Source organism: Chitinophaga japonensis (assembly GCF_007830125.1).
Classification (GTDB): Bacteria; Bacteroidota; Bacteroidia; order Chitinophagales; family Chitinophagaceae; genus Chitinophaga; species Chitinophaga japonensis.
Genome location: NZ_VLLG01000005.1, coordinates 295,075 through 309,059 on the forward strand (window position 1 = coordinate 295,075; position 13,985 = coordinate 309,059).

Below are 13,985 nucleotides of genomic sequence, written 5' to 3' on the forward strand. Positions count from 1 at the left end.
ATTGTCAGCATTTATACCAGTGCAACATATACTCCGTTACAGTGCTTGCAGGGCCATGCTGCTGTAAATGAGCGGCATGCGGCAGCATTTCTTCCAGGTAACAGTACGCTCCTGCCCTGCCCAGCAATTTTTTTAACAGGATAACCAGCAGCGGCTGGGTAAAACAGATGTACTGTGGTTTGTAATCATCGCGTTGCAGCCTGCTTTGCGCGCCGGGCTGTGCCTTGATATAAGGCGATTTCAGGAAAAGGAACACGTGCTCCGGCAACCCGTGCCGCTCCCTCCAGCCTTGCAGGCGCAGGAAATACGCGGCATCTGTTTCTCCTTGCTGCTGCTCCGGTACAGCAGCGGTTTTTACAAGCCAGCCCTTTCTCCTGATCACTACCTGCTTCTCGAAAACGATGCGCGGCTTTAGCTGCACATCGTCCTGCGGGGTAAAGGCGGCAGCGTGCTGAAGATCCACCGCCGCTATCAGCCTGCGCAGCGGCAGGCGCGGCTCCGGGTTAAAATGGGCCAGCAACCGGTAAAAGTGGGAACGGCTATAGAACGATTCCAGGCAAAGGTCGTAGGCAAATATTTCCTTGCGCTCGCCTGCATGGTACAGTGAAAGCAGGTCCGTATCGCTGTTATACTGCACAGTCACATCCCGGAGGGATACCTGCCGGTTAACCGGGTAGTTATTATTGCCGCCCGGCATGCATATTTCATAAGGCAGCAAAGGCGGGTGTATGTTGGCGTTAAAGGTAGAGCCGTCGTTCAGTTCCATCATCATGCAGTCAGGTTGCAGGGAGGTGTTCCATTCCAGGAAAGCATCCGCTACGGCAGGATCAAACAGGTGGAGAAAACGCCCGGCCACTTTTCCCATACCTGGCAACAGGGCGTTGACAACGCCATGCAGCACGGGCTCGCCGTTTTGTGGCTCATTGTAAAACTGTACGAACAGCCCACGGGCAATCCCCCTGGCAGCGCTCGCGGCAGCCTGCGCGCTGATGTCTATCAGCGAAGGGTGCAGCTTAAGCTGCATGGTATCCGGTATGGGCATAGGTTCCAGTAAAGGGTTGCCCTTTCCCTGCTGCGCTGCCGCCTGTTTCTTTTCATGCAGGTAATAAGCATGATAAAAAGCGGTGACGGGCATGGTATGCGCAGCGTCAAAATGCTGCAGGAAAAAATGGCGCATGCGCTGCCGCTCCTCCTGCAGGGTATCCATTGGTTCCAGCAGCGTACACAGCTTGTCTGCCTTTTGCAGAAAGAGCTGCACGGCTGCCGCAGGTAGTTTACCGCTTTCCTGCGTACAGGCGTCTTCATAAAAAATATCCTGGGACATAAAATAGCGGGGCGCAAAGCGATCCACTTCGAATGCGGATGTGGATGATGCTGCACCGGCAGCGGCTGTTACGGTAGCAGTATCCGGCGTTGCCGTTATTACGGGCAGCCCTGCCTCCTCCTGCAGGGCGCACAGCATCTTATTCAGCGTTGCTGCAGTTTCATCCAGCAAGCGGCGGCGCTGCATCACGTCTGCGCCCGCATAAATACCTTTCCACTCCGCCAGCAGCTCCAGCAGCCGGTGCAGGGCCGCTGCCGCAGGATATTGACGGATATGCGGCATCAGGAAACGGGCCAGCGCCGCATCCCAGCCCGGATCTACGCCGGAGCAGCCAATGCCCGGCTCCAGGAAGCCGCTGGCCGATAGCTTTTGCAGAAACGCCTTGATGCTTTCCCGGTCCGTATCAGGTATGTGCTGCGCCAGTATATCCGTCAGCGCTCCACTGGCCAGCGTGCCGTGTTCCTGCAGAAAGCCAAACAGCCACAGGGGCAGATTACGGGCTGGCATGCGCTGAAAGGCCTCCACATTAAAATAATTGACCAGGAAGCACAGTTGTTCCTCTTCTTTGACGGCTGTTACATTCAGCTTTACCTCCAGTATCTCGTTCAGCACCGGGTGGTGAATCATCAATGAGCGGATGTAGGCAAACAACCCGTTATTCAGCCGTATGTGGCTGTCAATGCCCGCATGAACAGCGGGTTGCTGAAAGCCGGTCAGCTCCGGTCGCAGGGTGGCCGTACCGGTATAGGTGAACGTGCTGAAAGGCGATGTTTTACCCGCCATACGCGTAATATAACGGAGCAGGCTATACTCGTTTTTCAGCTCCCGGTTCCTGAATGCAGCGGGGTCTGCAGCAGCAAAACCGTCCAACTGACCGTACAGCACGGGGCTGGACAACAGTATGCCGCTGCGCAACAACTCCTGCTGCGCCCAGGCCTGCAACTGCCGCCGGCTACGGATAATATGCTGCTTAAAGGATTTCTCCCAGGCCCGCAAAAGGGACTGCTGCTCCTCATGCAACTGTAAGTACGCCTGCAGGGCGGCATGCAAAGCAGGATCTTTATCCTGGGCTATCCACATGGCGGTAGCGCCGGCGGGTATTTTACCGTTATAGATATTCCGTTTAAGCTGCAGCAGGCGCTGCCTTTCCTTGTGATCTTCCGCTGCCTGCACGGTGGTAAACAACTGATCGCACAGCGCATCCCGTTGTTGCTGTAATTGAGCGTTCAGTTGGGACGTTGCCGTTATATGAGTTGATATACCGGGCATGTGCAGGGTATCCAACTCTCTGAAGGGCATGGAAGCGTAGCGTACCAGTGCGTATGGAAATATTTGCAACGTCATAGGGTAGTATTTAAGAATGAATAGTGAAAGGTGAATTCACTTTTTTATTTTCCCAGCTCCAACTGGTTCCTGACCAGGTGATAGTATGCGCCGCCGCTGGCTGCGAGCGCATCGTGCGTACCGGATTCCACGATGGCGCCCCTGTCCACGACCAGTATCTGGTCCGCATGCCGTACGGTGCTAAGGCGGTGCGCTACCACCACCACCGTCTTACCCTTAAAAAACTCCTGCAGGTGGTAAATGATGGCGCGCTCATTATGCGCATCCAGGGAATTGGTGGCTTCATCCAGCAGCACGAGGGAAGGGTTGCGGTAAATGAGCCGGGCTATCAGCAGGCGCTGTGTCTGTCCTTCGCTGAGGCCGTAGCCGTCTTTGCCCACATAGGTCTCGTAGCCAAAAGGCATGGCGCTGAAAAAATCATGGATGCAGGCCATTTTACAGGCTTCCTGCAGGCGTACGTGATCCTTTTCTGCAGCGCCGGCAAAGATGTTATTGGCAATCGTGTCGCGGAACACATGGCCGTCCTGCATTACTGCGCCGCAATGGCGCCGCCAGGCTTTGGCCGGTAGTTCCTGCAGGGGCCTGTCCCCTACCCATATATCGCCCTGCGCGGGCTGGTAAAATTTCAGCAGCAGCTTCAGCAGCGTGGTCTTGCCGCTCCCGCTCAGGCCTACAATGGCGGTAACCTTGCCCGCGGGTATGGTGAAGTGGATGTTATTCAGCACCAGCGGGGAATGCCGGTGGCCGTAGCGGAAGGACACGCCGGAAAGGCGTATATCCTTTCCTGTTACCATCTCCGCCGGCAGCTCCGTTTCCGGGCCCGGGTCCTCATCCGGCTCGCCGTGCACTTCCCACATGCGGCGCATGCTGAAGCGGGTGTTCTGCACGGCGCGTATAAAATCCGTGAGCTGCGTTACCGGCGCATTCAGTTGTCCGCAGATGTAGGTAATGGCTAGCATAGCGCCCAGGGTGAGCTGCCCGTTCACCACCAGTATGGCGGACAGGCAGGTGACCACTACGTTCCGGGTCTCGGTGATGAACAGGGCGGTGCCCTGGATGAACTGGTCCAGCCGCAGGCTTTCGAGCTTCACGGCAAAGGAGCGTTCCTGCAGGGCCTCCCATTGCGCGCTTTTGGCAGCTTCACTGCCGGTGAGCTTTATTTCCTGTATGGCGGAAAATATTTCCAGCAGCGTATTCTGGTTGGCCGCCAGCACCTGGAAACGCTTCTGGTCCAGGCGGCTGCGCTTTTCCCGGAAAGCGCCCACCCACAATATGCCCGCAACTGCGCCGGCGGCAAACAGCAGGAACACCTGCCAGTTGTAGTACAGCAGCATGCTCCCCAGCACCAGCAGGGTAATGACGGACAGCACGAAGGTGACAAAAGAGGAGGTCAGGAAATCCTCCACCCGTTGGTTGTCCGTTACCCGCTGCATGTTATCCCCGGCCTGCCGGTTCTCGAAAAAAGGGAACGGCAGCCGCATCAGCTTCTGCAGGAAATCCTTCAGCATCACGATGCTTATGCGCGCGCCCAGTTTCAGCAGCAGCCTGGCACGGATAAAGTCCATCACCATGCGGCCCAGGAACAGCATCAGTTGTCCCAGGCAGATCAGCAGCAACAGGGACACCTGTTGCTGTTTAATGCCCTTGTCCACGATGGCCTGCGTGAGCAAAGGCGTGAGCAGCGAAAAAAGACTGGCCAGCAGCAGCGAGGCCATGACCGGCAGCAGGCTTTTGCGGTGCGCCTTCAGGTAAGGCAGCAATGCCCGCAGGGAGGGCGGCTGCACCGGTATTCTTTCCGCTGCATAAAAAGCATGTGTAGGCTCCAGGAATAAGGCCCGGCCATAGCCGGATGCCTCCTCCACCTGCCAGGCAGCCATGAAATCCGGTATGGAGTAGCGGCTGCGCCTGCCCAGCGCCGGGTCGGCTATATGCACTTCCTTTTCCGTGATATGGTAGAGCACCACGAAATGCTGCTTGTCCCAATGCAGGATGCAGGGCAGCGGCGCTTTTTTGGCCAGCACTTCATAGGGCAGTTCTGCCGACAGGGTCTTGAACCCCAACTGTTCCGCCGCGGCCATCATGTCTGCAAAGGTGACGCCCTGCCGGGATATCCTGCAGGCATTCCGCAGGTATTGCAACGGGTAGGCGCGCCCGTGATACGCGGCGATCATCTGCAGGCAGGTGGGCCCGCAGTCCATGGCGTCGGATTGCCGGTAAAACGGAAAGGGTTTTCGATGGGGTAGTTTTTGAAACATTGTTGCAAAAATAAATTAATAATGAATAATGAACAATTAATAATTGCCATAAGTGATGTTACACTTACATTTAGGCTTCACATCGCTGTGATTATTATTAATTCTTCATTGTTAATTATTAATTACTATGCGAAAAACACTTTTCCTCCTCCTCAGCTTATGGATCTGTGCCACCGCAGTAAGGGCGCAGCAAAAGCAAACGCCGGACCAGCTCTTCGGACCGCTCTTTAAAGCCGTGCAGTTGTCCGGTGTTTTCCCGGACAATAAGACCTTTGTGGACTGCGTGCCCAAAACAAGCCCGGACAGCATTATGGCCCGGTATGAAGCGCTGCGGCAGCAGCCGGACTTTGACCTGGCGGCTTTTGTAACGGCTTATTTCGAGGTGCCGGAACCGGTCACCCAGGCCGGCATAGCACAGGGCCAGGCCTCACCGGTAAAAACGCATATCCGGCACCTGTGGAATGTGCTGCAAAGAGACCCGAACACCACCACGCCCTACGGCTCCCTGCTGCCCCTGCCCTACCCTTACATTGTACCCGGCGGCCGCTTCCGGGAGATCTATTACTGGGACAGCTATTTCACCATGCTGGGACTGGAAGAAAGCGGGCGCATCACCATCATAGAGAACATGATCCGCAATTTCGCTTTCCTGCTGGACCGCTACGGGCATATTCCCAACGGGAACCGCACCTATTTCCTCAGCCGCTCCCAGCCCCCTTTCTTCTCCCTGATGCTGGGCATACTCGCCAAACACAAGGGAGACAGCATTTACGTATCCTACCTGCCGCAAATGGAAAAAGAATATGCCTACTGGATGGACCGCTCCGCCCCTACCCGGCACGTGGTAAAAATGCCGGACGGCAGCCTGCTGAACCGGTATTATGACCGGGACAATATTCCCCGGCAGGAATCCTATAAGGAAGATGTAGCCATAGCGGCCGCCGCGCAGCGGCCTGATGCAGAGATATACCGGGAGCTGCGCTCCGGCGCAGAAAGCGGCTGGGACTTCAGCAGCCGCTGGTTCGGCAACGGGAAGGACCTGCATACCATCCGTACCACGGCGCTGGTGCCGGTAGACCTCAACTGCCTGCTCTGGCACCTGGAAAGCACGCTGGCCAAAGCCTGCAGCCTGGCAGGGCAGCAGCAAAAAGCAGCGGAATACACGCAACTGGCAGGCAAAAGAAAGCGCAGCATAGAACGGTACTGCTGGTCTGAAAAAGCCGGCTGGTACCTGGACTATGATCTGCCCAACCGCCGCCACTCCCCGGAACAGACGCTGGCCGGCATGTTTCCCTTCTTTACCGGCATTGCCGCCAGGAACAGGATCAAACCGGTGCAGGAAAACATCCGCACGGCTTTCCTGCAGGCCGGCGGCGTGGTAACCACCTTAAAAGCTACGGGACAGCAATGGGATTACCCGAACGGCTGGGCGCCGCTGCAATGGGTGACCATTACCGGGCTGGACAACTATGGCGCCAAAGCGCTGGCTAAAAACATAGCGGAAAGATGGGTGGCCCTCAACATCAAAGTGTACCGCTCTACGGGCAAGCTGATGGAAAAATATAACGTAACGGACCTGAGCCTGACCGCCGGCGGCGGCGAATACCCCACGCAGGACGGCTTTGGATGGACCAATGGCGTACTGCTGAAGCTGATGAAGCAGTATGACATTCAGGTGGAGTAGTGTTTCCGGACAGCGCCTGCCAGGGTTTGCAGGGACGGCACCAGCTCCGGCGCATTCCACGTACTGCCCATCGCTATCCTGAAATATTCCTGGTTGCCCGTAGTGGAAAAATCCTCGCTGCTCATAATATCAATGTTCCAGGTGCGCATTTCCGCTGCAAATGCCCCGGCGCTGAGCTGTTCCGGCAGCTTTACCCAGATGTGGTAGCTGCCGGGGAACGTGCGGTAAGGAAGGTCCTGGAAAATGTTCTTTACTTTCTCATACAGCAGCTCCGCGATATGCCTTTTTTCCGCGATCACCTGTTGCAACAGGTCGCCCTGTACCAGGTACCGGGCAAAAGCGCTGAGCAGCCCCGAACTGCCGCTGGTGGTGTACCGGATAATGCTGTCCACCCCCTGGAGAATATTGCGGGGATAAACAATATGCGCCACCCTCACAAAAGGATTGAACACTTTGGAGAAGCTGCAGATATACAGGGTCTTGTCCGGCATCAACTGGAGGAAGGTAGGCGGGGGCGACGGATGCAGGAAACGGTAGGCATCGTCCTCTATCACATATACATCGCGGAACCGCTTGATCACCGTCACAATATCACGCCGCCGCTGCAGGGACATCACACTGCAGGTGGGGTTGTGAATGGTGGGCTGCAGGTATACCAGCCGGGTATTGCTGCTTTGCAGGTGCGCCTCCAGCGCCTCCGGTATCATGCCCTGCGCGTCGCAGGCAATGGTATGCAACCGGTAACCCAGCTCATGCGCGCTGGCCTTAAAGGAAGTATAGGTAAACTCTTCGATGGCGGCCGTTTCCTCCATATTGCGGAACCAGGTAAGGATGCAGTGCAGGGCGCTGTTGCCGCTGCAGGTGGTGATCACATCAGACCGGTACCGGAGGGTGTCCGGGGGCAGCTCCAGCCACTGGCCTATTTCCTGCGCCGCTGCCGGCGCCGGCCGGAAGGAAGGAGGTGTTAACATACCGTATTTCTCCTGTTCCGGTAGGCCTTTGATATACTGCTGGAAAATATCCGCCTCTTTTTTCACAGAGGGATAATTGAATCTAAGGTCGAGCATAAAATAAAAATACCATAAAAAAGGGAAACCTGACAGGTTTCTAAAGCCTGAAAGGTTTCTAAAAAAAAGTGTTAGATTGACATTTATTTTTTTTATTTTTATAGTGCATGGCATTACCACTCATGCCAGGTCGTATAGCAGCGTAGCAGCCCCGGGGTATATTTATTAACCAACGCCAAAAAATTCCCGTATGAAACCGAGCACGATAGACTTTCTCACACAGGGATAGGTTAATGCGAGGTTCCATCTGACAAATGAAAAACAAATATTTACAGATGAAACAACCAAATCATTCATGCTTTACTTAGCTGTTTATTACTAACATACCGCCGATACCCGGTACAGTAACGTATTCCCGGAAATGATCATTTTCCGGAACGGTATTGCTTTTTCCATTTACCAATAAAACCCGACGTTATGAAGTTACTATTACACTTCTTGCACAAGAAGCGTTTAATAGCATGCGCGCTTTTGCTCTCCTGTAGCTGCATGCTTCAACCCTTATTTGCACAGCAAGGCACACCCGGCACATTCAGGGGCACGGTGACCGATACGGCAGGCATGCCGCTGCCGGGCGCTTCCGTAGTATTGAAAGGCACCACGAAGGGCGCTATCACTTCGGAAGACGGCACCTTTTCATTGCAGGCCCCGGAAGGCAGCGTGGTGGTGATCAGCAGCGTAGGCTACCAGAACCGGGAGCTGACGCTGGGCGCCAACCGCGTGCTGCGCATAGCACTGGCGCAACTGGCCAGCAGCCTGACGGATATCGTGGTAGTGGGTTACGGCACCCAGAAGAAAGCCACGGTAACCGGCGCCGTCAGCGCCGTGAAATCGGAAGACCTGGTGCGTACGCCCGCCACTACCGTGTCTGCCGCGCTGGTAGGCAAGATGCCGGGCATCACGGCCCGCTCCCCGGACTCGCGGCCCGGCAGGGGCACCAACATACAGATCAGGAACCTGGGCAACCCCCTGTATGTAATAGACGGGGTGCCGTACACCGGCAGCACCACCAACACCGCGTTCGGTTTTTCGCAGGGCTCCGGGCAGGACATCTTCAACAGCCTGGGGCTGGATGATATTGAGAGCATTACCGTACTGAAAGACGCCTCCGCCTCCATCTACGGCTTGCGCGCCGCTAACGGCGTGGTGCTGGTCACCACCAAGAAAGGCCGGCGGAATGAAAAGCCCAGCATCAACATCTCCGGCTACTACGGGCTGCAGAACTTTACCCGCTACCCCCGCCCGGCCAATGCCGGCCAGTACGTGCGCGCCCTGCTGGAATCCGAGCAAAACCTGGGCCGCGACCCTTCCCTGCTGTACTCGCCGGAAGAGCTGGCCAAATGGGAAGCCGGTACGGAAAAAGGCTATAAAAGCTATGACTACTACAAGGAAGTGCTGCGCCCCAATGTGCCGCAGTACTACATCAGCGCCAATGCCTCCGGCGGCTCCGAGCGCTCCAATTACTATCTTTCCGTGAGCCGTATCAAGCAGGAAGCGATCGTGAAGGATTACAGCTTTGAGCGCACCAACCTGCAGGCCAATATTGAAAGCAGCCTGGCCAAAGGACTGAAGGTAGGCACCCAGATCAGCGCGCGCCTGGAAAAAACACATAACGTAGGCGTGCCGGGGCTGGACGATTACTTCAATCCCTTCCTCAGCATCTTCAGCATGTGGCCCACAGAAAGCCCCTATGCCAACGACAATCCCAACTACATCAACCAGACGCATAACGTGAACGTAAACCCCGCTACCTACAAGGATGACGTGACCGGTTACGTGGATGAATGGTGGCGCGGCATTAACGTGAACCTGAACGCGCAGTATGATTTTGATTTCGGGCTGACGGCAAAAGGCGTTTACTCCTACAACTACCTGAATGAAGACTTTGACGGCTTTGAGTACACCTGGGACGCCTACCGCTACGATCCCGTGACGGACACTTACAACACGGAGCCCGGCTTCGGCAACCAGAATCCCTGGCGCGAACGGCACAAGCGGAACGTGATCTCCCGCTTTGCACAGTTCCAGCTCAACTACAGCAAGCAGTTCGGTCCGCACGCGCTGTCTGCCGTAGCGGCCTACGAGCGCTCCGATTACGAGAACTCCTACTACGTGGTGCACACCATTCCTACTAACAACTACATCCCTACGCAGTACCTGTCCGAGCAGGACTACCTGGCCGATGAATGGACCACGGAAGCAAGGGCCGGCTACATTGGCAGGCTGAACTACGATTACAGGCAGAAGTACCTGCTGGAGCTGCTGGGCCGTTATGACGGGTCATACCTGTACGCCAAAGGGCGCCGCTGGGGCTTCTTCCCGGGCGTATCCCTGGGCTGGCGCGTTTCCGAAGAGCCCTTCCTGAAGGACAAGCTGGGCGCTTTCCTGAACGACCTGAAAATAAGGGCTTCCTATGGCGAGACGGGCAGCGAGATCGGCTTCCCCAACGGCAACCCGCCTGACGCCTTCAGCTACCTGGCCGGCTATAACTTTAACCAGGGCGGCGCGGTGCTGAACGGCGCTTACGTGATCGGCATCCGGCCCAGGGGCCTGCCCATTACCCAACTATCATGGGTAAAGAACCGCTCCATGAACATCGGTATAGACTTCACCATTTTGAACGGGCAGCTTTCCGGGCAGGTGGATGTGTTCCAGCGCAAACGCACCGGCCTGCCTGCCGCCCGCTATGATGTGCTGCTGCCCAGTGAAGTAGGCTACTCCCTGCCAAATGAGAACCTGAACTCCGACGCTACCCGCGGCATAGAAGGCATGGTGACCTACAGCGGGGAAGCCGGCAAGGTGAACTACTCCATCGGCGTCAATGCCACCTTCGCCAGGCTCAGGAGCCTGGATCCCTACAAGCCCCGCTATGGCAACTCCCTGGACAAATACCGGACCTCCGCAGAGGACCGCTGGTCCGGCATCACCTGGGGCTACCATGTCATCGGCCGCTTTGAATCGCAGGAGGAGATCGATAATTACCAGGTTAACAATGACGGGCAGGGTAACCGCACGCAGTTGCCCGGCGATCTCAAATTCGAGGACGTGAACGGCGACCGGATCATCAACGGCCTGGATGAAAGGCCCATCGGCTATGCACTGGAATCCGCCACCACGCCGGGTACGCCGGCACAGCCGCTGCTAAGCTACGGTATCAACGGCAGCGTGGCCTGGAACGGCTTTACCCTGCGCTTTGACTTCGCCGGCGCTGCCATGCAGTCCTACCTCCGCGACTGGGAGCTGCGGTATCCTTTCCAGAACAACGGCTCCTCTCCTGCCTACATGTTCACCGACCGCTGGCACCGGGCAGACCCTTATAATCCCAACAGTGCGTGGATACCCGGCACCTACCCGGCCATCCGCAAGGACAACACCACGCATGTAAACTACCGCCTCAGCGATTTCTGGCTCACCAACGTGCGCTACATCCGCCTGCGTAACCTGGAGCTGGGCTACAATATCCCAAAGGAGTGGCTAAAGCGCTGGCACATTGCGGGGCTACGTGTGTACGTGAACGGTACCAACCTGTTTTCCATTGACAACGTGAAGCAATATGAAATAGACCCGGAGATCAGCGCTACCAACGGGCTGGTATACCCGCAGCAAAGGCTTTACAATTTTGGTTTTAACCTGTCCCTCTAAAAACATACGATGATCATGCAAAAGATAGCTATCAACATACTGTTCGCTGCCGGACTGCTGGCTTTCACGGCCTGCGAGAAAGACTGGCTGGAGCGGCAGCCCCGCACCATCCTGCTGGAAGAGCAGGTATGGAACGATCCCAAGCAGATAGTGGCCCTGCTGGCCAATTTTTATGACCGCCTGCCCACGCAAACAGGCCTGCAGGATATTGACAATGCCGGCGCAGACGGCAGGATCGCGCAGTGGCGGGACATGGCCAACTTTGACGACGCGATGTGGTCCGGCCAGTCCAACAACGACGGGCGTAACAACATCCCCGCTTACGGGTTTGACAGTTGGCGCCTGTGGAACTATACGCTGGTGCGCGACATTAACCTGGCGCTGGAGAACATCGCACAGTACGGCGTCAGCCTGTCCGAAGGACAGAAAAGACAGTTCTCCGCGGAGCTGCGTTTCCTGCGGGCCTACAACTATTTTGAGCTGGTAAAAAGAATGGGCGGCGTACCGCTGGTAACCCGGCAGCTCATCTATGACTACAGCGGAGACGCGTCCTCCCTGCAGGTACCCCGTGCCAAAGAAGCGGAGGTGTACGATTTCATTGCCAGCGAGGTGGATGCCATCCGGGACGACCTGGGTAATGACGGCAGTGTGTCCCGCGCCAACAAATACACGGCCCTGGCGCTCAAAAGCAGGGCCATGCTGTATGCCGGCTCCATTGCCAGATACAACAACCAGATGCCCGCCCCCATCCGCACGCCCGGCGGCGAGGTAGGCATACCCGCAGACAGGGCAAACGAGTACTATGAAAAATCGCTGGCCGCCTCCAAAGAGATCATTAACAGCGGCGTATACACGTTGTACAGGACCAATCCCGATCCCGGGGAGAACTTTTACGAAGCCATCACCAAAAAATCCGGCAACCGGGAGGCCATATTTGTAAAGGATTTCCTGTCACCGCAGAAAAGGCACTGGTTCGCCTACGACAATATTGTGCGGGGCATACGGGAAGACAACCTGGGCTCTTCCTCCATTACGCCTTCCCTTAACCTGGTAGAAAGCTATGAGTACCTGGACGGCACGCCCGGCACGCTGCGAACGCGCACGGAGGATAACAGCGATTTCATTTACTATGACCACCCCCAGGATATCTTCGCCAACAAGGATGCGCGTTTATACGGCACCGTGATCTACCCCGGCACCACCTTCAAGGGCCTCCCCGTAGGCATACAGGCCGGTGTAATGGCCTGGAACGCATCCCGCAACGCTTATGACGTGGTGGAAGGCAGCGACCTGAACACTACCTACACCGATGGCAGGTTGCTCACCGGCAGCTCCGGTCCGCACCGCTCCATACAGGAGGTGTCCAACACCGGGTTTTACCTGCGCAAGTATATTGATGCCGGCGCGCGCACCAGCACCCGCGGCATCCAGAGCGATATCTGGTGGATATGGTTCCGGCTGGGAGAGGTGTATCTCAATGCAGCGGAAGCGGCCTTTGAGCTGGGACAGACCGGCGAGGCCCTCACTTACATCAACGCCGTCCGCGAAAGGGCCGGCTTTGGCCCCAACAGCCTTAGTACGCTCACGATAGCCCGTATCCAGAACGAGCGCCGGGCAGAGCTGGCCTTTGAGAGCCACCGCCTGTGGGACCTGAAGCGCTGGCGGATAGCGGATAAGCTGTGGAACGGCAGCGTGGGCAATCCCAATGCCATGGTATACGCCCTGTACCCCTACCGGGTGGTGCGCCCCGGCGATGCGGCCCGCGACGGCAAATATGTGTTTGTGAAAATGGTAGCGCCCCGTTTCAGGGCACCGCGTTTCTTCCAACTGGGGAACTATTATTCCTCCATTGATCAGGGAGTTATCAATAATAATCCTAAAATTGTGAAAAATCCATTCCATTAATCCATGATTATGCAACGAATAATGCTATCATGCCTGGTACTGGCCGTAATGACCATAACCGGGTGTTCAAAGGATAACCACGACAGCCCCCAGTCCACACTGGCGGGCCGGGTGGTATACAACGGCCATCCGCTGAGCCTGCGCTCCAACGGCGTGCAACTGGAGCTGTGGCAGGACGGTTTTGACCTGCGCACAAAAATTCCCATATACGTGACCCAGGAGGGCGCTTTTTCCGCCACGCTGTTTGACGGCAATTACAAGCTGGTGCAGTTGAACGGCAATGGCCCCTGGGTAAGCAGCACCGATACCATAGATATCACGGTAAGCGGGCATACGGAAGTGGATGTGCCGGTAACGCCGTATTTCATTATTACCAGCAGCACCATCACGCAAAACGGTACCAATATCAATGCTTCGGTGCGGCTGACGCAGGTCAATAACAGCCTGCCGCTGGACGCCGTATCGCTGTACCTGGGCTCCACCACCATCGTGGACCAGGTAAACAGCGTGGCCGGCGCTTCCGTTGCTGCAGCGGACATCACGGACATTACACAGCCTGTTTCACTGACCGCGGCCATTCCCACCTCACTCACAGCCAAAGGATACCTGTACGCCCGGGTGGGCGTGAAAACGGCCGGCGTGGCGGAGCTGTTGTACACGGTACCGGTGAAGGTGGAGCTGAAATAAATAGTTAACAATTAATAATGAATAATTAATAATTCCTGTAACAATAATGTTGTATCAAAACACCAGTGTTACGATTA

At 56.2% G+C, this 13,985-nt stretch carries 7 protein-coding genes; 4 read left to right on the top strand and 3 right to left on the bottom strand.

The window, feature by feature from the left end:
* Positions 1 to 4: 4 nt before the first annotated feature.
* On the bottom strand, positions 5 to 2,668 hold the full coding sequence (locus tag LX66_RS22560) for a lantibiotic dehydratase (RefSeq protein WP_145717732.1): 2,664 nt from the start codon (positions 2,666 to 2,668) through the stop codon (positions 5 to 7).
* A 44-nt stretch (positions 2,669 to 2,712) separates the two neighbouring features.
* The gene (locus tag LX66_RS22565; RefSeq protein ID WP_145717733.1) at positions 2,713 to 4,923 is read right to left on the bottom strand and encodes a peptidase domain-containing ABC transporter; all 2,211 of its coding nucleotides are present in this window, start codon (positions 4,921 to 4,923) and stop codon (positions 2,713 to 2,715) included.
* A gap of 127 nt (positions 4,924 to 5,050) precedes the next feature.
* Here LX66_RS22565 and treA point away from each other — a divergent pair, with 127 nt between their 5' ends.
* Positions 5,051 to 6,607 carry an alpha,alpha-trehalase TreA gene (treA, locus tag LX66_RS22570; RefSeq protein WP_145717734.1) on the top strand — a complete coding sequence of 519 codons (1,557 nt, stop codon included), beginning with the start codon at positions 5,051 to 5,053 and terminating at the stop codon, positions 6,605 to 6,607.
* On the opposite strand, the gene LX66_RS22575 is transcribed toward treA, so the two are convergent.
* Positions 6,595 to 7,674, bottom strand: a complete 1,080-nt coding sequence (locus tag LX66_RS22575; RefSeq protein WP_158642716.1) for an aminotransferase class I/II-fold pyridoxal phosphate-dependent enzyme — start codon at positions 7,672 to 7,674, stop codon at positions 6,595 to 6,597. The genes treA and LX66_RS22575 overlap by 13 nt on opposite strands.
* A gap of 417 nt (positions 7,675 to 8,091) precedes the next feature.
* On the opposite strand from LX66_RS22575, the gene LX66_RS22580 reads away from it, so the two are divergent.
* From LX66_RS22580 to LX66_RS22590, 3 genes are read left to right on the top strand one after another with little or no spacing between them, the layout of a single operon-like run.
* Positions 8,092 to 11,316, top strand: coding sequence for a SusC/RagA family TonB-linked outer membrane protein (locus LX66_RS22580; RefSeq protein ID WP_170232406.1), 3,225 nt, complete (start codon positions 8,092 to 8,094; stop codon positions 11,314 to 11,316).
* A gap of 15 nt (positions 11,317 to 11,331) precedes the next feature.
* Complete coding sequence (locus LX66_RS22585; RefSeq protein ID WP_244620488.1) at positions 11,332 to 13,221, top strand: RagB/SusD family nutrient uptake outer membrane protein; 1,890 nt, start codon at positions 11,332 to 11,334, stop codon at positions 13,219 to 13,221.
* Between the two features lie 9 nt (positions 13,222 to 13,230).
* Positions 13,231 to 13,908: a DUF3823 domain-containing protein gene (locus tag LX66_RS22590; RefSeq protein WP_145717739.1), complete on the top strand. Its 678-nt coding sequence runs from the start codon at positions 13,231 to 13,233 to the stop codon at positions 13,906 to 13,908.
* Positions 13,909 to 13,985 lie beyond the last annotated feature (77 nt).

Excerpts from the sequence above, each read along its gene's own strand:
- LX66_RS22590 (WP_145717739.1), top strand. The coding sequence starts at position 13,231 with ATGCAACGAATAATGCTATCATGCCTGGTACTGGCCGTAATGACCATA.
- LX66_RS22585 (WP_244620488.1), top strand. The coding sequence starts at position 11,332 with ATGCAAAAGATAGCTATCAACATACTGTTCGCTGCCGGACTGCTGGCT.
- LX66_RS22575 (WP_158642716.1), bottom strand. The coding sequence starts at position 7,674 with ATGCTCGACCTTAGATTCAATTATCCCTCTGTGAAAAAAGAGGCGGAT.
- treA (WP_145717734.1), top strand. The coding sequence starts at position 5,051 with ATGCGAAAAACACTTTTCCTCCTCCTCAGCTTATGGATCTGTGCCACC.
- LX66_RS22580 (WP_170232406.1), top strand. The coding sequence starts at position 8,092 with ATGAAGTTACTATTACACTTCTTGCACAAGAAGCGTTTAATAGCATGC.
- LX66_RS22565 (WP_145717733.1), bottom strand. The coding sequence starts at position 4,923 with ATGTTTCAAAAACTACCCCATCGAAAACCCTTTCCGTTTTACCGGCAA.
- LX66_RS22560 (WP_145717732.1), bottom strand. The coding sequence starts at position 2,668 with ATGACGTTGCAAATATTTCCATACGCACTGGTACGCTACGCTTCCATG.